Below are 22,321 nucleotides of genomic sequence, written 5' to 3'. Positions count from 1 at the left end.
CCGCTGTTAATTAATGCGAGGCCATGGGCCAGGGCTCTACCTATTTCGACAAAAGTTTCTCCAGGTAAAATATTCTTTTTCAGCAATCTTTTTTCTTTTCTTAGAATAAAATGTTTGTAAAGAGATAAGAATTTAAAAAAGGTAGATTGCTGCGACTACATAAAAAGGCAAATAGACCACAAGCTGGAAAAAAAGTTTGACTTCTGGGGTTGATTTTGCTTAGAATGTAGTTGTATCTCAGGCCTTTGGCCTGGGACAAAGGAGAAGGAGGAATGAAATGGGTATTGTGTGGTCTAAGCAACGCGCTTACCTAGCCGCTGCATTGGGTTTGGTTCTGTTGGTAAGCCTGTTCTTTGCCCTGCAAAAACCAGTAAGTATTGAGGTTGATGGCAAGCTTATAAAAAGCAGTGTTTTCTTTTCTGGAACCGTAAGGGAGGTTCTGGATAAAAATCACATCACACTTAAAGAAAAAGATAAAGTTGAGCCTTCACTAAATGCTCCAGTAAAGAAAAAGATGAAGATCACAATAATCAGGGCTTTCAAAGTAAAAGTTGTAGCCGATGGTTGCAGCCGGGAGGTTTTAAGCACGCCGGTTTCAATTAAAGAGGCCATCATATTAGCAGGATTCCAGCTCGGGGAGCAGGATATTATAAAAACCACTGCTACCCCCATAACCATCCCTAATCAGGAGATCGAAGTTATTCGCGTTACGCAAGAGGAACTGGAAGTAAAAGAGCCTATAGCTTTCCGGGTGGAAAGAACCAGTGACAACACCTTGGAGAGAGGGTTAAGCAAGACTGTCAAACAAGGCCAAAATGGAGTATCTCTGAACAGGTTAAAAATCACTTATCACAATGGCAAAGAAGTCAAACGTGAAGTAATAAGCAGCAAAACACTGCTGGAACCAGTAAATAAGCTGGTGGCATTAGGGTCTATCACCAGTATCTCCAGAGCGGGGCAACGCTTGGATTTCAGGGAAGCAAAATATATGAGTGCCTCCGCTTATACGTATACCGGTCGTAATACTGCTACCGGGAGACAACCGGCGGTGGGATTGGTAGCGGTTGACCCCAGTGTTGTTCCTATTGGAAGCAAGCTCTACATCGAGGGTTATGGCTATGCCGAGGCCGCTGATACCGGAGGAGCAATCAAGGGAAACCGGCTGGATCTTTTTATGGAAGAACGTTCCCAGTGTCTGAATTGGGGAAACCGAACGGTCAAAGTCTATGTGCTCGAATAGGCGTGTCAACAGATTCGTAATATCGTCTTGACCAGGGAATGACACGGGAAGAAGTTTAAGATGCCCGCCTTAAGTTTTTAAGGCGGGCATCTTTTTTGCCTAATTTTCCCATGATTTAAAAATCAAAAAGTACAGAAACCTATAAAAGGCGAAGAAAAAAAGGAGGTGAAAGAAGTGAAGAAAAAACTAATTTATTTAATGTGTTTTAGTCTAATGCTTCTGGTCTTTGGCAGTGGTTGCCAGAATTCGGCCGCAAAAAAGCCCGTAGTTCCTAAGACAAAAAAAACAACCCAAAGCGCTAATATGACCCCCAGCGAGAGAAGGGTTCTAGCCAGCAAACTCTCCAAAATTGCGGAGCAAGTGGATGGTGTTAAAAAGGCTACGGTGGTAGTTGCTGATATTGGCATAGCCAATAATATTACTGGAAACAGCAAAACAAACGCCCGAATGAACCAGGCGACGGCCAAAAATTTCAATGATAATACTATCGGCAGCGATGCAGGCATTAATAGAAGCGCGCCCCAAGGAATGATTGTTATGGTAGGTTTGACCCTGAGCCAGAATACTAAAGACATGGATAAAACCAACCAGATAAAATCCAAAGTAATGAATAAACTTAAAGCCGCTGACCGTCGCATTTCTCAGGTGCTGGTTACCACCGATCCTAATATGGTCAAGCGCATTACCGATGTAGCTGCCGGAATTCTCGAAGGTAAACCGATCAAAACTTTTGAAAAAGACATAAAAAACATTGATTCCAGCTTAAGGCAGCAAAATACAACTTTTTAATTTAATCTAATGCCCGGGAGAGCAGTAGACTCCCGGGTTATTTTTTTGAGAGTAAGCTGCCCTTTTCTTGTATATAAGGGTTGCAAAAATATACAAAGCGAGCGTTGGCGAAGCGTGAATACATTGCTAAGGGGCATTTTTTGCATTAAAATCATTATTGGTTCCACTGCAAAAAAAATTTTGATGCAGGAGGGTTGCAAAAATATACAAAGCGAGTGTTGGTGAAGGTGAAAGCGGGCGGTCGAATACCGCCCTTACAATGACTTGCAGTCGCTATTAAGGTTGTTGCGGCGCCTGATTCGACACGGGGGTCGTTCCCTACATACCCTGCGATCGCTATTATGGGTGCACCCTGTCGGGCACTTCTGATGCTCCCTTCGGTCGCTATTAAGGTTGCTGAGCGGTATATTTATGCACGCTAATGCGTATTTATAACTTTTTGCAGTGACATCATTATTGTTTATTATTAATAAGTAAGTGATATTATTTATCCCGTGGTTGTATAATAGGCTAAATTGGACAAAAACAAATATTTTCATAGGAACTGGCTGGATAGGGGAGAGGCCCTTCAGCCTAATTAGCTTTGAGGTATGAAATGAACCGCATAGATTCTATATCAGGAATACGATACTACTTGGGAAAATACGGAATTCATCCCCGGAAAAAATGGGGGCAGAATTTTCTGCTGGATGGGAATATACTCAGGAAGATAGCGCTTTCTTGTAATCCTGGCAGCGAAAATCTGCTGGTGGAAATAGGGCCCGGGCTGGGGGCATTGACCAAAGAATTGGCAGCCATAAGCCGAGGAGTACTGGCTATCGAGATTGATTCCAGTCTGCGAGAGCCTCTGGCTGAAAGCCTTCATGGACTAAAAAATACCTATCTAAAATTTGCTGATGTACTACAAATAGATTTAGAGGAAGAGTTGAGGAAGGCCTTTGGTTTACAAGAGATTTCAGGATACAAGGTTTGTGCCAATATCCCATATAATATTACTACCCCCATCATCTTCAAGCTCTTGGAGACTTGCCCGCATATGGAAAGCGCTACTCTGATGATGCAGAAAGAGGTAGCCAGACGGATACTGGCATCTCCCGGGAGCAAGGAATACGGTTTACTTACCCTAACGACCGCCTATTATGCGGATGTGAAATATATGATGCCGGTTTCTAGAAATTGCTTTTTCCCACGCCCGGAAGTGGATTCTAGCGTCATTCAACTCCTGCCAATAAGAGGAAAGCGCGTCCAGGTCAAGGATGAATTAAGCTTCAAAAAGCTACTTCGGGTATCTTTTCAGAAACGGAGAAAAACTATTTTAAATATTTGTGCAGATTTCTTTGCCAGAGAAAAGCCGGAGATCCATAGCATTTTGACTGCAATAGGCATAGACCCGAGGAGCAGGCCGGAGAACCTCGCCATCGAGCAATTTGCCCGGATAAGCAACATTCTTGGTAACTAGGAGGCTTGGGTAAATGATATTTAATAGTCCCAGCAAAGGAGAATTAAACTTAGAACAGGTAGTAATTGATATATTAAAATACATCAGTGAGGATATTACTCGGCCTTATAAGTTAATCGTGGGCAGTGATTCCCATCCCGGTGCCCAGGGAACCTGCTATGTCAGTGCCATAATCATTCATCGTACGGGCAAAGGGGCGCGCTATTTTTATAATAAAATGCTGGATCGTAAAACCAATAGTCTGCGACAACGTATTTTTTATGAGGCTTCGCTGAGTCTGGATCTGGCCGATCGCTTGAGCGAGTGCTTGAAAAAGCACGGTAATAAAGACATGAAAGTTGAAATTCACCTTGATGTTGGTATTCATGGAGACACCAAGGAACTGATAAAAGAAGTTACTGGAATGATAGTAGGGAGTGGTTTTGCTGCCAAAATCAAGCCGGATGCTTGTGCGGCCAGTACGGTAGCAGATAGGTATACCAAATAGGGGATTCAACTACGGGCAGGTTTTAAACAATTAAGGTTGACTCCACTGCATACAACCCTTTTTCTTGCATAAGGCTTGTATGCTCAAACATAATTATTTGCCGGGATGATATATTTCCCGCATTTCACTTCATGTTATTAAAATTACTACTTAAAAATATTAGTTGACACAAGGAAAGTTTTTATATATACTATTTATTTCAATGTTGACAATGCCACGCTTCTGATATAAAATTAAACTGATATATATAAAAGAAGGTGGTAAATTGAATTCTCCCAGGGCTATATCAGATATCAAGAAAGACCTGGAATCTTTTGTTGGAAGCAAGATAAGATTAAAGGCCAACCGGGGAAGAAACCGTATCATTGAAAAAGAAGGCGTTCTAGAGTCAATTTATCCCAATATATTTGTTGTTAAATTGGATGAAAGAAAAATCGAAAGGCGAGTTTCCTATACTTACGCAGATGTACTCACCGAAACAGTTGAATTGTTTGTTTATGATACTGAAGACTCGGAAATCAAAATTGCCGCTGCCAACCATTAAAAGCAAGCATTCACAATCACTGCATGAAAAATCATGCAGTTTTTTTTTTGTAGAAATATTGCCATTCCTACTTTCAACCGCTTTTTTGCGGGCAAATCAAACATATAGCAAACAGCCTGGTAATATAAATTTTATATAGCGCAAAAAAAGAAGGTGATGTTATTGGGTGAAGCACTTTCCATATGGTCACCGGTGGTATTGGCTGAACTAAGCAACCCTCGAAGCTTTAAAAACCAGCAAGTCTACCTTTTAGATGAGCAATTTCGGAGCATGGAGGATTTAAGAGTCAAGTTAAGGGGATACATCGTTAGAAAACAGGGAAATGCCCTGGAAACCCTGTTTAAGCTGGAATTCTTCTGCTTGCTGGAAGACATGGAAGGCAAGATGCAGCTGATAAAAAAGGAAGAAAGCTTGAGGGATAGGGTTCTTTTACAGGAGTTTGACCACAATGTTGACTTCGATAAAGAGCCCCGGGTGGATTTCATTGGTGATATTAAAGAAATTACCTGGCAGGGGGGCCTGGATGGCAGTCAATTACATGTAATGCTCGTAATCGATTACATACTAATGGCCATCCGCCAACAGGTGGTCAGGCTTTTGGAGCAGGAAGCAGCGGAGTTAAAGAATGGCGGTTTCCAGCGGGGACCACATGAAGTCCAGGCTGAGAGTGCCCGGGTGGAGGATAAGAACCTGGAACTTAGGCGTCAACTTCGTTTTTATGAGAAAAATATTGCCAGTCTCAAAAAGGGAATAAAAAAAGCTGAAAGCCGTAATGCTCTTCTAAACCGGGAAAGCCAGCAGTATCAGGCATTAATTGAAGAGCTGCGCCGGGCTGTACAGGAAAAAGAACAGCGATTGGGTCGTTATGAAGCCAGGCAATATTCTGAGGATAATCCATACGAAGCCGTTTTCCCCGATGAAGAAGTCGCAATAACTGGCAATAGCCTGGGAAGTCGGGTCAAACGTCTGTTTTTGAACAGCATGAATAGCTTTTGACTTTATCCAGGATAAAGCAAAGCTCTTGCCCGGGCTGTGCTGCCTGTATATTTCAGGGCGATTGGCGACAGGGGGCTTTGAGCAGCTCTTCTTTTTCGGGCAGATTGCCGGAGGCAGCGGATACAAAACCTCCTTTATGCACCCTCGGCTAACTTTTTTCATATTATTAGACAGGATTGTATACTGCTGTTTTTAATCCGAGAGGGGTGTAGGAATGGAACAAAAGCCATCAATGGAGGAAAAGAAGCTAAGCATTTTAAAGGTCAATGCCCAAAAATATCGGGCTACTCAATTAGCCGCAGGGGATGAAGAAAGCCTGTTTATGATAAGCACCGCCAAAAAGAGTAAGGTTAAAGCGAAAAACCTTTGCCCTCGCTGTCAGGAAAGAGTAAACAAGCAGGAAATGAAAACCTGTAAACATTGCGGGAGTGAGTTATGCGGGCAATGCTTAAATGAGTATCAGGAAAAATTAGGAAAGACTTCAAGCCATAGAGTATCCTCCGCTCCGGGAAACTAATAATCCAGGGCCAGGCAGCAGCGACCGGGCTTCTTTTTTGATTTCATTGCAAAACCCCCTTATTTTTATAAGGCTTGTATAAACATATAACGACAAATGCTGCAAAGCTTTAATACAGCAGCCAAGCAAAGGCGTAGGCTAAAGGGAAAGGGCGACAGGAGGTCGCGAGAGCGCTATCACCCTGCGGGTGTCACTATTAAGGTTGTGACCAGGACGGGAGTTTAGCGCGGTACCCCTTAAGCCGCGAGATATGAGCGCATAGCTCATCGCAGAAAGGGAGCATCATATTTATACAAGCTAATGCATATTTACAACTTTTTGCAGTGGAATAAATTTATTTATTTTGCAGTGACATCATATCTTAATATCAATTAAACAGGGGGATAAAAATGTCCAATATCAATTGTATCCTGTACCCGCCCACGGTCGATTTTCACTACCTGGTTCAGCGACCACAGCATTTAATAAAAAACTTTTCCGAGCTTGGGATATTAAGCTTTTTTCTCAACAACCCCCACCTCCACCAGCAACAGCGCCGGGGCATAGAACGCATCAACCCCTATCTGTTTATATTTAATCAGCTTGAGCCTACAGGATTTTTAAGAGACATTCGACCGGTAGTATATTACAGTGCTACCGCCCATGTAGACATGATAAAAAAATATCAACCAGCCCTGGTAGTATTTGATAGCGTTGATGAACCCAGTGACGAATTTGCCGGATGGAGACCCTATTATCACCGGGCAGTAGCCACGGCGGATATTGTAATAACCACCTCCGACAAGCTGTATAAGATGGCCAAAAGCATCAACCCCTGCAGTTTTTTGGTGCCCAACGCCTGTGATTACGAGCATTTTTCCCAGGCCGCTTCTTTGCCGCTTCCGGCTGATATGAGGGGCATCAATAGCCCGGTTATCGGCTATATTGGGGCTATTGCCACTTGGTTGGATTTGGAACTGCTGGATAGGGTAGCCGCTAAGCTCCCGCATTTTAACTTCGTCATGTTGGGCCCTTTATATAATGTGTCTGAGCTGCCCCGGCGCCCCAATTTGCACTGGTTGGGCTTTAAAGACTATAAGGACCTTCCAGCCTATGCTCAATTGTTTGATGTAGGGTTAATTCCCTTCAAGCTCTCCAGTATGACTGAATCAGTAAATCCCATAAAAATGTGGGAGTACATGGCTACCGGAATGCCTGTTGTGGCCACAGCTCTTCCTGAAGTACACAAATTTCGGAAGCTGATTTACTATTCAGAGAGTGAAGAAGAATTCATAGATAATGTCAATCTGGCTCTGGGAAGTGATAATCCATACCTGCGAAAAGAAAGAATGGAACTGGCCCGACAGAATTCCTGGTCGGCCCGGGCGGTAGAAATTATCGATATAATTGAAAGCGCGCTGGCGAAAAAAGGCATTAAAAAGGCTGAATACTGGGCGGATAGTATAATGGATACCCTGGTACAAGACAAGAATTATGGAGCTGTTGAGGAGCCCTTCCGCAGCAGCCTCAGTGCTTTTCAGCAAGTACTGGTATCCCCGGGGGCCTCCTTCCGTTACTCCGTTTATCCCCGCCAGGAGTATAAAAATAGAGCTAAAGATATCTGGGGAACAGTTAACCCTGCTTTCTCGGCAGGAAATATTGCAGTGGTACAAAAGAGCGCCTTCCGTTATTTTACCCAGCGTCGACAAAAGGGGATGGGTCTCTACTATGGCTGATATGGCTGATAAAGTAATGATAGCCTGCCCGGTTCGTAACCGGGCCTGGGTTTTACCACGTTACCTGGCATCGTTAAAACAACTGGACTACCCGGAATCCCAGCGGGAATATCTCTTTATAATAAATGATTGCATAGATGAGACCCCACAGATTCTGGAAGATTTCGCCCGCCGAGAAAAGGGAAGGGTGAGATTAATCTACTGCAACCTGGGCCATAAATATGGACATTTACGGGGCCAATACAACTTTTCCCATCTGGCTCTCCTGAGAAACCGCCTGCTGGAGTCATTTCTAAAATCTGATGCCGCTTACTTATTTTCCGTGGACAGCGATATTTTGCTGCCAGCAAAGAGCTTATCCCTTTTGATGCAGGATAATTGCGATATTGTTTCCGCTCTGGTCTGCAACGGGGAAGAAGTGGGGGATAATTCGATTTACAATATACTGCTGGAAGATGCCGCCGGCAATCTGCGGCATTGCCAGGGTTTTCCCCGGGATCGGGTTTTTCCGGTTGATTGTACCGGTGCTGCCTACCTGATTAAGAGAAAGGTGATTGAACCCTTGGGGGTTCGCTACTCCGAGCGTGACGGGGCTGAGGATATCGGCTTCTGCCGCCAGGCCCGGGAAAAAGGGATAAGTATTTTTTGTGATGGCCGTATAGAATGTATCCATCTGATGAGGGAAGACACATTGCCAGCTTCGCTGGCGGCAAAAAAGATAAAAATACCGTAAGGGCAATCACATTTTGTTACCTCCTTTCATAATATATCCTAGAAATTTGACAGAACAAATTTCGAAAACCTGTGGAAACAGGCGAATATTAGATAAAGGAGGGAAAGTAAAGTGTCTAGATTACTAAAATGTGAATTCCCCGAAGGTTGTATGCTGGATCTCTGGGCCAAGGTTATCAAAGCCAAATATATTGAAAAACAGGTAAAAGTACTGGACACGGTCTTCTGTGTACCTGATGAGCAGGTGGGTGGAAAAGTATCTTGTGTGGAAGACATTAAGGTTAAAGTTATCAAGGCGTACGAGGATCTCTGTTTCAACAAAGTAAAAATCTTTATCGACTATGAAGTAATCCTTTTTGTTCTGGTGGAAGGTGAGTACCAGATTATCACCGTGACTGACCGCTATGATCAATCCATAGAACTGGATGAATTCGATCCGCCCCTTACTACTGAAGAATTCCGCAATGAAATTGAACAATCGGAAATTATCCTGAAGAACTGGAGCTTTGATTTTGAGATTAAAGGCAATTGCGAGGATAGCAGCAATCCTTGCAAACTGACCACGCCCATCAAGGGAACCTGTATCGGGCTTAAAGTATATGTTGATATCATCGACAAATTGGGCAAATTCCATGATGTAGTGGTATACGGAGAGTTGGATCCGGATGTAGATTATTAAAGCGAAAGGCTAAAACCAGTAAATGCTCGGCTCTTAGCCGGGCATTTACTTTCTTGAGTAGCGGGGGGATATTTTGATTAGCTTTAAAATTAGTCGCCAGGATAAAAATCTGATGAGAAAACAACTGGAAGAAATACTGGCTATCCAGAAGGATTTGGATCAGAAAATTCTTAATTATCAGCAAGAAAGTGCAGTTGAGGAGTATCAGGGTTTTTGGCAGGAACTTGGGCAGAGCAATAAAGATAGCATCCAGAGAGTGTCGCGTTATATGGTTCGCAAATGTAACCGCTGAATATAAGTCAAAGGAGCAGTTGCTCCATTTCAGACGGGGATAATATATCACGGGGACGGTCCTTCTGATATATATCATAATATATCTGGTGAATCAGCTGCAAAAACCCCTTTTTGTTGCATAAGGGTTGCATAAATATACAAAGCGCTGGTGAAGCATGGATGCAACACCCTTCGGGTACAACGGATGCTCCACCCTTCGGAGGTCACTATTAAGGTTGCACCGGCGAAGGCGAGCAGGTGAGAGCGATTCACCCTGCGGGTGTCGCTACTGAGGTAGCTGAGCGGTATATTTATGCAAGCTAATGCATATTTATAACTTTTTGCTATAATACCTCCTGTAATGCCTTTATTTTCATTGGCGGTTGTGTCCACGGGGCATGGAGGGTTGGTAAGAAAAGTGAGGGGTGAGGGATTAATATAAACAGGTGTATCTTAGCGTTCAAGAACAATTGGATTCACTTTTCATTGGTGGTTGTGTCCACGGGGCATGGGGGGAGGTTAGTATGAAAAGCTTGGGCCTGGCTCTCGGAGGCGGCGGGCTTAAAGGTTTGGCACATATTGGGGTATTGCAGGTGCTGGAAGAAAACCAGGTCGCAATTTCCGCCATATCGGGAAGCAGTGCCGGAAGCATTGTCGCGGCTCTCTATGCCAGTGGCCTCTCGCCCTGGCGAATGCAGGAACTAGCGATGCAGCTCAAAGTCAAGGATTATATCGATTATAATTACCTGGCCTTTATTAAATTTTTTGCGGCCATATTGCTTCCAGGGGTTAAGGCCAGCCTGGATGGTCTTATCAAAGGAGATAAGCTGGAGAAATTGCTTTACGAATGGACCAGGGGAAAGACCCTGGCAGAGAGTAGAGTTCCTCTAAGTATTATCGCTTGTGATATCAACTCCGGTCGGGAGATAATATTCACCAATCAAAACATTGAAGCTATGGGTCTCCGGCTAATAATTAGAGAAGCCCTTTTAAGTGAAGCAGTCCGCGCCAGCACATCTATTCCGGCTGCTTTCGTTCCCCTGCAGTTCAGAGGAATGCAGATGGTCGATGGCGGGGTAAAAGAAATGGTTCCGGTAGAAATACAAAAAATCATGGGTGCAGATGTTATTGTTTCCGTTAACTTGGGGCGGGAGAGCTATACGGAGAAAGTTACCGGGATAGTAGAAATTGTATCCCGCAGCTTAAATATCTTGGCCTATGAAACCTCCGCCACAGCTGAAGCGCTTTTTGCCGACCTGCTTATTCATCCTCAGGTAAAAGATGTTCACCTGGATGATATTGAGCAGGCGGAAAAGATTATTCGGGCCGGAAGGCGAGCCGCCAAAGCCAGAATAGAAGAAATCAAAAGAAGATTGCAAGACTAACGCGAGTAACAGAACTACTGCTATTTACATATAATATCCACAAAGCAAGGATTTGGCCTAATTGCGGTTGGAGGCGGGGAGGAGGTTAAAATGGCAACGGACAAATTTGAACATGCCACCTTCTACCTGACTAAAATTCAGGTAGACCATATAAAAGAACTGGCCAGAAAGAACCAGATCTCGCGCAGCGCCCTGGTTAGAATGATAATTCGTGAGTACCTGGCCAGACAGGAAGGGATTAAAAGCGAATAGGAAAGCTACCCATAGAAAAGCCCTGAAGAAGGCTGCCGGCGCAAGCGGGCAGCCTTCCTGGCGTTGCGGGATGCTTGCTATGAAGGTTGCCAAGCCTTAGCGCGTACCCCTCTTGAGCCGCGAGACAAGCCGCAGGCGTTGCCCATGCATAGCGAGGGAGAGCGCTATATTTATTTAAACAAAACAAGATTTAAGCCCTTTTGCTGTGGATTCAATAATCAGGTTTAAAAATCGAAAGTTTCGGAAAGACTTTTATTGAGAAAGGAGAGTATTTTTTATGCCTAAAAAAACATTTGGAATTATACTTGCTGCGGTGCTAATCCTTTTGGGAACCAGTCTTTACCTGGAAGAAAAGCCCCTCAATAAAAGCGTTCTCAGGTTGCATGTAATTGCCAACAGTGACAGCCTGGCCGACCAAACTCTCAAACTGCAGGTGAAAGATGCCGTAGTGGAGATGATGAAAAAGGAATTTGCCGGAATGGATAATGTAGAGCAGGCGCGCCAGGCCGCTTTGAAGGATATACCAGGAATTAAAAGAACTGCCGAGGCAGTAGTAACTGCCAATGGTTATAAATATCCCGTGCAAGTATCATTGGGTGAATACCAATTCCCCACCAAATCATATGGCAACCTGGTTTTGCCCCAGGGAGAATACCAGGCAGTGCGGGTTACCATAGGCCGTGGTGAAGGGAAAAACTGGTGGTGCGTCCTGTTCCCCCCTCTCTGTATGGTCTCCTCCTCTGAGCAGGGATTAAGCCTGCATAGCTCTGAGGAAGCCAAAGTAAGTTTCAAGTGCTTGGAACTAATCCCTAAAGGAGCGAAATTCCGTACATCCAAGCACTAAACAATCCTTTCCCCTACTGGGAGCGGAAATTTTTCCGTTCCTTTTTGTTTTTGCAGGATATATAATTTTGTGATAGACTGCTTATAAGCACATGGTAAAAAATGGCTGTGACGCTCCGGGCAGTTATGTCATGCTTAAACAGCCTATAGGACTTAACTTTGATGTTGCTGCCAAAACCCCATTTGTTGTATAAGAGTTGCACAAATGTTACGAGCGACATTGGCGAAGTATGGATGCAATACCCGGTGAAGTTGAGCAGGCGAAAGGAATGGCTATATTTATGAAAAGAAGCATTGTTATAGAGGCGCCGGCCAAAGTCAATCTTACCCTGGATGTAAAGGGAAAGAGAAGTGATGGTTATCATGAGTTAGAGACGGTGATGCACCAGGTGAATCTGCTTGATATAATAGAGATTGCCAAGGCCGCAGGCGGTATCCAGATTAAGAGCAACAGCAGCCTGATTCCCACTAATGAAGAAAATCTGGCTTATCAGGCGGCAGATATGATTTTGGAAAAACATGCTCGTCATGCTCATATAGAGGGAGTAGATATCTTTATAGAAAAAAACATACCCATAGCTGCAGGATTGGCCGGGGGAAGCAGTGATGCCGCCGCTGTTATACAGGGGATAAATAAGCTCTATGAGTTGGGCTTGGAAGAAGGGGAAATGCTGGAACTGGCAGTTGCTATAGGTTCTGATGTTGCCTTTTGTCTGGCCGGTGGCAGCCATTTGGCCCGGGGACGAGGGGAAATACTAAGCAGAATGCCCGACCAGTTCTTACCCTTTATAATCCTGGTCAAACCGGATTTCCAGCTTTCCACAGCGGAAGTTTACCGGGAATTGGATTTGACTCAAGTAGAAGAATCCCCTGATAATTCCGCTTTTCTTGCGGCTTGGGAGGATTATGATATTATAAATATAGCCAGGAACATGGGTAATGTCTTGGAAACAGTATGTTTAAGGAAATTTCCGGAGATTGCAGCTATAAAAGCAGAGTTGAGAGAAATGGGGGCGTTGAATGCCTTGATGTCCGGTAGCGGACCTAGCGTTATGGGAATCTTTACGGAGGAAGAGCAGGCCTCAAAGGCCCGGGCCCAATTTTGCACTCGTTATCAGGAGGTGTTTTTGCTTTCATCGTATGTTAAGGAAGGGTATAGTAAAGGAATATCCCCATGAAGAGGCGAACAGAACTCAATTATTAACCTTGCCCCAAGTAAGGTGTAGTTAAATAAACCTCTCCGAAAAAAAGTATACATATAGTGTGGGGTAAATGGGGATAAGGCAAGGATAACTTGCATAAAGAGGTGACTTTTTATTAATACAGGAGAAAAGCGCTTATCGCCGGTGGATCTTGATTCCTACAAGCCTTTGCGTGAACTGGTACTCGAGGCCATCCGGGAAGCCATCAAGAATGGAGCATTGAAACCCCGGGAAAGATTGATGGAGATCCAGCTAGCGGAAGAACTGGGAGTATCACGAACCCCTATCCGGGAGGCTCTGCGCAAACTTGAGCTGGAGGGCTTTATTGTTATGGTTCCTCGCAAGGGAGCCTATGTAGCGGATATCTCCCTCAAGGATGTAGCGGATATTTTCGAGATTAGAGCGGCCCTGGAGGCCCTGGCTGCGGGGCTGGCCGCAGAAAGGATAACAGACGAGGAATTAGAAGAAATGGAAAGGCTATTGGTAGAAAAGGTCGATGCCATCAGCAGTAATGATATGGACAAGCTGGTGGAAGTGGATACCAAGTTCCACGAGGCCATCTATCGGGCCAGTCGCAACCAGAGACTAACGGCCATAATCAATAACCTGCGCGAACAGATTCAAAGGTTTAGAAGCACATCGCTGTCCTATCCCGGTCGGATGCAGCAATCCCTGCAGGAGCATCGCGGTATAGTGGAAGCCATCCAATCCCGAGATATACAGCTATCAAGGCAATTAGCCCAGGAACACATTGAAAATGCCGAGCAGAGCATGATTGAGTGCATTAAGAAAAATGGGCTACCCTGGGCTTGATTACGGAGGTGCCTGCATGCAATATGATGCGGTGATACTTGCCGGCGGCGTAAACAGCAGTGAGCTGAAAAAGATTGCTCCCTATGACAACGAAGCCCTGATAATAATCGGCAAGTACCCCATGATTTACTATGTTTATAATGCCCTGCGCCAGTCTTCCCAGGTGAGAAATATAGTCATCAGTGGACCCACTGAAGCCCTGCGCAACATTTTTTCCCGTGAGGAAAATCTGTTTTTTGTGGAGGGCGGAAGCAACGCAGTTGAAAGCCTGGCCTGTGCAGTAGAACTTTTACAGGAGAAGGGGACTACCGAGCGTTTGCTGGTTCTTCCCACTGATATTCCCTTTATCACAACTGGGGCCATAGATGATTTTGCTAATCAGTGCCAAAGCTACGAAGCGGATTTCTTCTATGCCATAACCTCCAAAGAGGTAAACGAATTGAAATTCCCCGGTGTGGTGCGGACTTATGTAAGACTTAAGGACGGAGTATTTACTGGAGGGAATCTTTTTATCTTACGCAGTAAGATTATAGACCTGGTTTTGGAAAAGGCTCAGCAGATTGTAGAAAGGAGAAAAAACCCCCTGGCCATAGCCAGTTTATTTGGTTTTGGATTGATGTGGCGATATTTGACCAGACAGCTCTCCATTGCAGCGGCGGAAAAGAGGTTCTTGCAGGTACTGGGAATAAAGGGCAAAGCCATTATTTCCCCTTTTGCTGAGGTTGGAGTTGATGTGGATAAACCCAGCGACTTGGAGATTGCCCAAAAATACCTGGTAGATCTTACTTTGTAAAAGCAGCTTTCTTGCTACATAACCCCCGGTCTTGTCAATATGTAAGACGCCAAGGCATTTTGCTCTGACTTTGCTTTTTTTCTTGGCAGACAGGATAAGCGGGCCTTATGTAGAATAATTACTTATGGGGAAAAACCTCCTCGTGGTGAAGCCAGGCAGACTTGGGGCATTTCTACCTGGAGGTATCTTAGTTTGGTCATTCTCATATTTTAAGTATATACGGATAGAATCTTGCCAGGGTGCCTTGGCCGCAGTTGCCGGAGCCAGGCGATTGACTTGGAGCACCGATGGTCCTTTCCTTGCCCTTTTCCGGTATTAGTGGTGCTTCGGCCAGCACTATTAGCCTGGCCGAAGATTATAATATTTAAGAGAGATCGCTATTAAGGTGACTAAGCGATATTTTATGGAAAACCTATGAATTTTTCTGACATTATCCTTTATGCCAGATTAGATATTTTGCAGTAGAATAAAAGGTGGGTGTGAAGTGAAACTTTCCGCAGTAATACTTGCCGCAGGCAAAGGCTTAAGAATGCGATCGGATTTACCCAAAGTAGCACACAAGGTAGCCGGTAAGCCTATTATCCTTCATGTTGTCAAGGCTGTTAGAGAGGCTGGTATTGACGATATCGTAGTGGTGGTGGGACACGGCCGGGAAATAGTTCAAGAGATTTGCAGCGGGGAAGAGCTTCGTTTTGTTTTGCAGGAACAGCAATTGGGAACCGGACACGCTCTTATGCAGGCCGAAGCCGCAGTAGCTCCAGAAAATACTATCCTGGTATTGGCCGGGGACATTCCTTTAATACAGGCCGCTACGCTGCAGCAGTTAATTGACAGCCATCGGCAAAAACAGGCTGCCGCCACTGTGCTTAGTGTCAATATGCAAAATCCCTCTGGCTATGGTCGTATAGTTCGAGATAAACCGGCTGCTTTTCTGCGCATAGTAGAAGAAAAAGACGCCAATGAAGAGGAGAAAAAGCTAAAGGAGATAAACTCCGGAATATATTGTTTTTCCGGCCGCCAGGTATTTTCCGCCCTGCACAGTATCGGCACCAGTAATGCCCAGGGAGAATACTATCTAACCGAGGTCCTGGAGTTACTTGAAAAGCAGCAGGAGCCAATAGGTATTTTCTTAAGTGATGCAGAAGAAGATATATACGGTATTAACGACCGGCTGCAGCTAGCCCAGGCCGAAAAGATTCTGCGCCAGAGGAAGAATCGGGAATTAATGCTGAGTGGGGTAAGCCTTATGGATCCGGCATCAACATTTATAGATAGCGATGTTCTCATAGGACATGATACTATTATATTACCCTTTACCCTGATTGAAGGAAATTCAAGCTTGGGGGAACGCTGTGAAATAGGACCCGGCACCCGCATAAGTGATTCCATTATTGGCAACGAGGTGAAGATTGAGAACTCCCGGATTATGCAGGCTTCCGTATCTGACCGCTGCAATATCGGTCCTTTCGCCTATCTACGCCCGGAAACAACACTACAAGAGGGAGTCAAAGTGGGGGATTTTGTGGAGATCAAGAAATCCACTATCGGAACCGGAAGCAAAATTCCGCATCTAAGCTATGTTGGAGATGCCACTATAGGGCAAGGAGTTAATGTTGGAGCAGGAACCATAACCTGCAATTATGATGGAAAGAATAAATACCAGACGGTTCTGGAGGATAGAGTATTTATCGGGAGCAATACCAACCTGGTAGCCCCGGTAAGAATAGGCGAGAATTCTGTGACGGGAGCAGGTTCCACCATCAGCCGTGATGTTCCTCCCCATACCCTGGCAGTTGAGCGCGCCGGGCAGAAGCACCTCCCCCGGAGGGGATAACTATCTGGCTAAGGATGGAAGCATACTCGGCGATAAGGGATAACAAGCTTTCCAAGTTCTTATATCCATAATGGGAGGTATAAATATATGCAGGCATCCAGATGGAGGATGAAACTTTTTTCCGGTAATGCCAATCCTCAACTGGCGGAAGAAATAGCCAGATACCTGGGGATTCCAGTGGGAGATGCCAGGGTATCACGTTTTTCTGATGGAGAAATAAGCTGTGCCATTCATGAGAGTGTCCGTGGTGTCGATGTTTTTGTTGTTCAGCCCACCTGTACCCCGGTAAATGAAAACCTTATGGAATTATTGATCATGATTGATGCTTTCAGGAGGGCCTCAGCCACCCGGATCAATGCGGTTATTCCTTATTATGGCTATGCCCGGCAGGATCGCAAAAGCCGAGCCCGCGACCCCATAACCGCCAAACTGGTATCCAATCTGATTGTACAAGCGGGGGCTCAACGGGTGGTAGCGGTGGATTTGCATGCTACCCAAATCCAGGGCTTTTATGATATTCCTGTGGATCATTTACCCGGAGTTCCCACCCTGGCCGAGTATTTCAAAACTAAAGGATTGGAAGAAAATGCTGTGGTTGTATCTCCCGATGTCGGAGGCGTCACCCGGGCCCGAGATCTGGCAACAAAATTGAGGGCACCCCTGGCCATAGTAGATAAAAGAAGGCCGGCTCCCAATGTTTCAGAGATTATGAATGTAATAGGTGAAGTAAGGGGCCAGTCAGTAATAATAGTAGACGACATTATTGATACGGCAGGAACCGTATGCACTGCTGCCGAGGTTATGCTGGAAAAGGGAGCCCAAGATGTTTATGCCTGTTGCACCCATGCGGTTTTCTCCGGACCGGCTATGGACAGGTTGTCACGCGCCCCCTTGAAGGAAATAGTGATTACCAATACCATCTCCATCGATGAAAGTAAAAAGCTGCCCAATATGACAACTCTTTCCATTGCGCCGCTGGTGGGCGAAGCGGTTTTACGTATTCATGAAGACCTGGAGGTAAGCAAACTATTTGAAGAATAAATAGCAGTTTAAAAAAAATAAAAATCAAAAGAGGTGATGTCCCAATGTTAGGTGAAAAGTTGAATTGTCGTAAACGGGAAATTAAAAACCGGGGGTATCTCAACCAGCTCAAACGCAGCGAGCAGGTACCAGCCGTTATATACGGCAAAGGGGATGAAGCTATTCCCATTAGCTTGGAAAAGAGACAGTTGAATAAAGCCTTTACTATGCATGGCTCCAGGGGCCTTTTTTCTCTCGAATTAGAAGGGGAAAGCCAGCTTCTGATGACACTGGTGCGAGAAGTTCAGAGAAATCCGGTAAGCGGGCAACTTATTCATGTTGATTTTCTCAGCATAAACATGAACGAAAAGATTACCAGTAGTGTAGGCGTCTTACTGAGTGGTGAAGAAGAAATCATTAAAAAAGGAGGCATCCTGCAAACGGGCTTAAAAGAAGTGGAAGTACAATGCTTCCCCCAGGATTTGCCGGAATATCTTGGTGCGGATATTTCCTCCCTGGAAATAGGGGAGACTTTACATGTCAGCGATTTGACCTCCATTGAAGGGGTAGAAATTTTAGCCGATGCGGACGCAGTAGTAGCAAGCATATTGGCCCCCTCCAAGGCTACAGCCGATGAAGAAGAAATGGAAGCTGAAGGAGCAGCCGATGAAGCCGATGGGGCTGAAGATAAGCCTGAGCAATAGTTATTCTATTGGGGGATAGAGATGAAGATGCTTGTGGGACTGGGGAATCCAGGAAAGAAATACAGCCATACCCGGCACAATATTGGCTTCAAGGTACTGGAGGAACTGGCCCGCCGCTACCAGATAGAAAAAGAAGAAAGCCGTTATGATGCTATTGTTGCTCACCTGAGAGTGAATCAAGAAAAGCTCCTGTTGGTTAAACCCCTGACCTTCATGAATCTCAGCGGCAAAGCCGTAAGACCCTTGTTTAACTGGTTCAAGCTGGATTTATCCGAGCTTTTGCTAGTCTACGATGACATGGATCTGGAACCGGGTGTAGTGAGAATACGAGCCTCCGGGGGTACTGGCGGGCATAAAGGTATGCAATCTATCTGTGAAAGTCTGGGAAGCCGTGATTTCGCGAGGATAAGAATTGGAATAGGTCGCCCCCCGGGAGGGGCTATTGATTGGGTCTTGGGGGAATTCAGCGACAGCGAAAAACCCCTTATGCAGAACGCTATTGATAAAGCCGCCAGCGCCATTGAATGCTGGGCAAAAAACGGAATAGATGCCGCAATGAATGCGTACAATTGAACAAGGTATATTTGCCTGCTTCAAAAGAGAGAATATATAAAAAGCACAAAAAGATGGAAGGCGGGGCAGGCCAAATGACTATTTATTACATCTGTGAATACTGTGAGCAGGTTTTCTCAACGGTTGAAACAGAAGGGCAGGAAGGAAGCGTAGAGGTGAAGGGAATATGCGAAGAATGTGCTATGGAAATGGGGTTATTGGAGCCCACTTCCATGGGCGGCAAGCAGTATTTCAATTAACCACCCACGCCCTAACGGGCTATTGGTTTATAAAATCTTGTGACGGAGGTAGGGTGGGGGCCTTGCCCCCGCCGTTACCTTATTTATTTTTTCTTGGGTTGTTTTACTGCAAAAAGGCATAAATATTATTTGCTTGCCATTAGACATTTTTAATTGAACAACCAGTGGGGGCCTTTTTTGGGGCGCCCACCATTGCCGTTGGGGAGGATTATTTTTCTTGCAAGAAAAACTTATGGATTCGCTGCGTGAAGGCCTGCAAAATAGGCAAAACATTCTGCTGACAGGACTTTCCGGAAGCGCTAAAGCCTTTTTGCTGACCGAAATACTTAAAAACCAGAGCCAAAAACTGCTCTGCCTGGTTCCTGGGGAAGAAAAAGCCTATGATCTGGCCCGCGATTTGGAGGCATTTGTAGAGCCGGAGCGCTTATTTATGTTTCTGGCCCGTGATTTTCTCTTTATGAAAGAGAACCTGTCCACGCTTGAAGTGGGCAGAATTCTTAGCCTACAGCACTGCCTGGATCATCCCCGGCAGAGCTCAATCATTATTGCCACCCCCGGTGCTTTAATCTACCCGTTACCACCTCCCGCGCTTATGAGAGAGAACAGTCTCTTATTAAAACATGGAGAGGAAAAAAACCAGCGCGAAATCCTGAAGAAATTGGTGGATGGTGGTTACCGGCGGGTGGATACCATCAGCCGGCAGGGGGAATTCGCCGTTCGTGGGGGTATAATCGATATTTTCCCCCTCGGACATAAAGAGCCTTACCGGGTGGAATTTTTTGGCGAGCTCATCGACTCACTCCATCGTTTCGATTTAAACAGCCAAAGAAGACTGAGAAAAGATGAAGGCCAACTAAAGATATTACCTGCCGATGAACTATACGGAGACAGATTAGCTTCCAGCCTTTTGGCCTATCTGGATAAAAGCAGCCCCGTATTTTTTGACGAACCCCGGGAGTTTCACAAGCAATTTAAGCGAAGTGTTCGCCGCTACCGGGAGGCGCTGAAAGAAGCCCGCAAGGATGGGAAAATAATACGGGAAATAAAACTCCTGGAAAGAGAAGACCTTAAAGAAGAGATAGAAACCCATAGCGTAATATATCATGCCTACTTTCCCTCCACAATTCCCCAGGTGGAGGTAGCTTCTCTGCAGCATATTTCCCAGAAGGAAATGGAGCCTTTCTATAGGCAGTATGAGACTTTTTTTACCCGAATCAAAGAATGGCAGAAAAAAAACTTCGAAGTCATACTGGCGGTAAAAAGCCGGGTAGCCCGGGAGCAAATACAACAAGATTTGCTGGAACAGGGCATCACCGGGATATCCTATCTGGACCAGGCCGTGGAAAAGGGATTTAGCAGTTCTACCTTACAGACCGCTTTGGTCACGGAAAGCGATATCTGGGGGAAAAAAGCGGGCCCCAGCAGCAAGAAGAAACGCAATAAAGAAGAGAGAATCCTGTTGGAGGATCTCAAGCACGGAGATTATGTAGTCCACGAGAGCTATGGCATCGGCATATTTCGCGGAATGAGCCAGGTGGAAAACAACGGGATTACCCGGGAATATATTCTTCTGGAGTATGCTGGAACTGATCGGCTTTACCTGCCATTGGAAAAACTTGAGCTCCTGTATAAATACACTAGCTCCGGAGACAAGGAACCCCGCTTAAACAAGCTGGGGGGACACGCCTGGGAGAGAACCCGGAAGAAGGTAGCAGAATCAATTCAAGAATTGGCGGAGGACCTCCTGCAGCTCTATGCCCACCGGGAGAGCCGCGAAGGCTATGCCTTCTCCCCGGACACTCCCTGGCAGAGTCAATTTGAGGATGAGTTCCCTTTTCAAGAAACTCCCGACCAGCTCAAAGCCATCAATGACGTTAAGAAGGACATGGAAAGCCGGCGGCCCATGGAGCGGCTAGTTTGCGGCGATGTTGGCTACGGTAAAACCGAAGTTTTTTTGCGAGCAGCCTTCAAAGCCATTATGGACGGCAAGCAGGTAGCCATATTAGTCCCTACCACCGTACTGGCCGAACAGCATTTCCGGACCTTTACGGAAAGGTTTGCCACCTACCCCGCAGTAATCGAGGTGCTCAGTCGTTTCCGCAGCAGCTCGGAGCAAAAACATATTGTCGAAGATCTGCAAAAAGGGGTGGTGGATATCGTAATCGCTACCCACCGCTTGCTTTCCCGCGATGTAAAGTTCAAAGACCTGGGTCTTCTGGTAGTAGATGAAGAACACCGCTTCGGAGTAGCCCAAAAGGAAAAAATCAAGGCATTAAAGGAAATGGTTGATGTCATAAGCCTTTCCGCTACCCCCATTCCCCGCAGCATGCACATGGCCCTTACCGGCCTGCGCGACCTCAGCGTAATAGAAACACCTCCCCCTGAGCGCTATCCCATTACCACCTATGTCCTGGAATACAACGAGGAAATAATCGTGGAGGCGGTAATGAAGGAGATCGAGCGCCAGGGACAGGTTTTTTTCGTGCACAATCGTATCGAGGATATCTACCGGGTGAAGGAACACTTGGATGAACTCTTTCCCGGCATAAAGATTGCGGTAGGACACGGCCGTATGAAAGAAGATGAACTCTCCCGGGTGATGATGGATTTTGTCAACGGCAGATACCAGCTGTTTCTCTGCACCACCATCATAGAATCTGGCTTGGATATGCCCAATGTCAACACCATAATAGTGGATGAAGCGGATAAAATGGGCCTGGCTCAGCTCTACCAACTGCGGGGGAGGGTGGGGCGCTCCCATCGCCTGGCCTATGCTTATCTTACCTACCGCCCCGACCGGGTGGTAAGTGAAGCTTCGCAAAAACGATTGAATGCCATTCGGGAATTCAATGAGCTGGGCTCCGGCATGAAAATTGCTTTGCGGGATTTGGAAATCAGAGGCGCCGGCAATATCCTGGGAGCAGAGCAGCACGGCTATATTCAAGCCGTAGGCTTTGACCTCTATTGCCGCTTGCTGGAGCAGGAGACCGGTCGCTTAAAGGGCGAGCAAGTTCAGGAAAGCAGGGTAGATCCCCAGCTGGATATCGACATCGATTATTATATTCCCGAAAGCTATATACCTGACTCCGGCAGCAAGATGAGAATATATCGCCGTCTCTTGCTGGCCGGCAGCCAGGAAGAAGTAGAAGAAATCCGGGAAGAAATCCGGGATCGTTTCGGCCCTCTGCCCCAGGCAGTGGATAACTTCTTGCAAATAGCCGTACTGCGCCTC

At 45.7% G+C, this 22,321-nt stretch carries 23 protein-coding genes; all 23 read left to right on the top strand.

The features are described from left to right. The first annotated feature begins 277 nt into the window (after positions 1–277). Positions 278–1,240, top strand: coding sequence for a 3D domain-containing protein (locus PHP87_RS04645; RefSeq protein ID WP_299918990.1), 963 nt, complete (start codon positions 278–280; stop codon positions 1,238–1,240). A 174-nt stretch (positions 1,241–1,414) separates the two neighbouring features. Next, positions 1,415–2,029 carry a YhcN/YlaJ family sporulation lipoprotein gene (locus PHP87_RS04640; RefSeq protein WP_299918987.1) on the top strand — a complete coding sequence of 205 codons (615 nt, stop codon included), beginning with the start codon at positions 1,415–1,417 and terminating at the stop codon, positions 2,027–2,029. A 595-nt stretch (positions 2,030–2,624) separates the two neighbouring features. Next, positions 2,625–3,488 carry a 16S rRNA (adenine(1518)-N(6)/adenine(1519)-N(6))-dimethyltransferase RsmA gene (rsmA, locus tag PHP87_RS04635; RefSeq protein WP_299918984.1) on the top strand — a complete coding sequence of 288 codons (864 nt, stop codon included), beginning with the start codon at positions 2,625–2,627 and terminating at the stop codon, positions 3,486–3,488. Positions 3,489–3,501: 13 nt separating this feature from the next. Beyond that, the gene (locus tag PHP87_RS04630; RefSeq protein ID WP_299918981.1) at positions 3,502–3,975 is read left to right on the top strand and encodes a ribonuclease H-like YkuK family protein; all 474 of its coding nucleotides are present in this window, start codon (positions 3,502–3,504) and stop codon (positions 3,973–3,975) included. A gap of 265 nt (positions 3,976–4,240) precedes the next feature. Next, on the top strand, positions 4,241–4,519 hold the full coding sequence (locus PHP87_RS04625) for a Veg family protein (RefSeq protein WP_299918978.1): 279 nt from the start codon (positions 4,241–4,243) through the stop codon (positions 4,517–4,519). Between the two features lie 162 nt (positions 4,520–4,681). Next, on the top strand, positions 4,682–5,515 hold the full coding sequence (locus PHP87_RS04620) for a hypothetical protein (protein WP_299918976.1): 834 nt from the start codon (positions 4,682–4,684) through the stop codon (positions 5,513–5,515). 214 nt (positions 5,516–5,729) lie between these two features. After that, the gene (locus PHP87_RS04615; RefSeq protein ID WP_299918973.1) at positions 5,730–6,032 is read left to right on the top strand and encodes a hypothetical protein; all 303 of its coding nucleotides are present in this window, start codon (positions 5,730–5,732) and stop codon (positions 6,030–6,032) included. A gap of 389 nt (positions 6,033–6,421) precedes the next feature. Further along, entirely contained in the window at positions 6,422–7,747 is a 1,326-nt protein-coding gene (locus PHP87_RS04610; protein ID WP_299918971.1) for a glycosyltransferase, read from the top strand. After that, positions 7,740–8,480 (top strand): glycosyltransferase family 2 protein, encoded by a 741-nt coding sequence (locus tag PHP87_RS04605; RefSeq protein ID WP_299918969.1) that lies wholly within the window; start codon positions 7,740–7,742, stop codon positions 8,478–8,480. The genes PHP87_RS04610 and PHP87_RS04605 overlap by 8 nt, the downstream gene beginning before the upstream one ends. 111 nt (positions 8,481–8,591) lie before the next feature. Continuing rightward, positions 8,592–9,158, top strand: coding sequence for a hypothetical protein (locus tag PHP87_RS04600; RefSeq protein WP_299918967.1), 567 nt, complete (start codon positions 8,592–8,594; stop codon positions 9,156–9,158). A gap of 73 nt (positions 9,159–9,231) precedes the next feature. Continuing rightward, complete coding sequence (locus tag PHP87_RS04595) at positions 9,232–9,450, top strand: hypothetical protein (RefSeq protein WP_299918964.1); 219 nt, start codon at positions 9,232–9,234, stop codon at positions 9,448–9,450. A gap of 505 nt (positions 9,451–9,955) precedes the next feature. Continuing rightward, complete coding sequence (locus tag PHP87_RS04590; RefSeq protein WP_299918962.1) at positions 9,956–10,816, top strand: patatin-like phospholipase family protein; 861 nt, start codon at positions 9,956–9,958, stop codon at positions 10,814–10,816. 90 nt (positions 10,817–10,906) lie between these two features. Next, complete coding sequence (locus tag PHP87_RS04585) at positions 10,907–11,068, top strand: CopG family transcriptional regulator (protein ID WP_299918959.1); 162 nt, start codon at positions 10,907–10,909, stop codon at positions 11,066–11,068. Positions 11,069–11,345: 277 nt separating this feature from the next. Then, positions 11,346–11,912 (top strand): stage II sporulation protein R, encoded by a 567-nt coding sequence (spoIIR, locus tag PHP87_RS04580; RefSeq protein WP_299918957.1) that lies wholly within the window; start codon positions 11,346–11,348, stop codon positions 11,910–11,912. Between the two features lie 268 nt (positions 11,913–12,180). Beyond that, entirely contained in the window at positions 12,181–13,089 is a 909-nt protein-coding gene (gene ispE / locus PHP87_RS04575) for a 4-(cytidine 5'-diphospho)-2-C-methyl-D-erythritol kinase (RefSeq protein WP_299918955.1), read from the top strand. 168 nt (positions 13,090–13,257) lie between these two features. Then, the gene (locus PHP87_RS04570; RefSeq protein ID WP_299918953.1) at positions 13,258–13,926 is read left to right on the top strand and encodes a GntR family transcriptional regulator; all 669 of its coding nucleotides are present in this window, start codon (positions 13,258–13,260) and stop codon (positions 13,924–13,926) included. 16 nt (positions 13,927–13,942) lie between these two features. Beyond that, positions 13,943–14,719: a nucleotidyltransferase family protein gene (locus tag PHP87_RS04565; protein WP_299918950.1), complete on the top strand. Its 777-nt coding sequence runs from the start codon at positions 13,943–13,945 to the stop codon at positions 14,717–14,719. 484 nt (positions 14,720–15,203) lie between these two features. Continuing rightward, a complete protein-coding gene (gene glmU, locus PHP87_RS04560; protein ID WP_299918947.1) occupies positions 15,204–16,553 on the top strand; it encodes a bifunctional UDP-N-acetylglucosamine diphosphorylase/glucosamine-1-phosphate N-acetyltransferase GlmU in 1,350 nt (449 codons plus the stop codon). An 87-nt stretch (positions 16,554–16,640) separates the two neighbouring features. Continuing rightward, positions 16,641–17,594 carry a ribose-phosphate pyrophosphokinase gene (locus tag PHP87_RS04555; RefSeq protein ID WP_299918945.1) on the top strand — a complete coding sequence of 318 codons (954 nt, stop codon included), beginning with the start codon at positions 16,641–16,643 and terminating at the stop codon, positions 17,592–17,594. 44 nt (positions 17,595–17,638) lie between these two features. Continuing rightward, positions 17,639–18,277 carry a 50S ribosomal protein L25 gene (locus tag PHP87_RS04550; RefSeq protein WP_299918942.1) on the top strand — a complete coding sequence of 213 codons (639 nt, stop codon included), beginning with the start codon at positions 17,639–17,641 and terminating at the stop codon, positions 18,275–18,277. Between the two features lie 21 nt (positions 18,278–18,298). Next, positions 18,299–18,850 (top strand): aminoacyl-tRNA hydrolase, encoded by a 552-nt coding sequence (gene pth / locus PHP87_RS04545; RefSeq protein WP_299918941.1) that lies wholly within the window; start codon positions 18,299–18,301, stop codon positions 18,848–18,850. Between the two features lie 74 nt (positions 18,851–18,924). Continuing rightward, positions 18,925–19,089: a hypothetical protein gene (locus PHP87_RS04540; RefSeq protein ID WP_299918939.1), complete on the top strand. Its 165-nt coding sequence runs from the start codon at positions 18,925–18,927 to the stop codon at positions 19,087–19,089. 217 nt (positions 19,090–19,306) lie between these two features. Then, positions 19,307–22,321 (top strand): transcription-repair coupling factor (gene mfd / locus PHP87_RS04535; RefSeq protein WP_299918936.1); only part of this gene is annotated, 3,015 nt, incomplete at its 3' end.

Source organism: Syntrophomonas sp., assembly GCF_028707975.1.
Lineage (GTDB): Bacteria > Bacillota > Syntrophomonadia > Syntrophomonadales > Syntrophomonadaceae > Syntrophomonas.
Note: the sequence above shows the minus strand (reverse complement) of the source record. Positions and strands in the feature narration are given on the sequence as shown.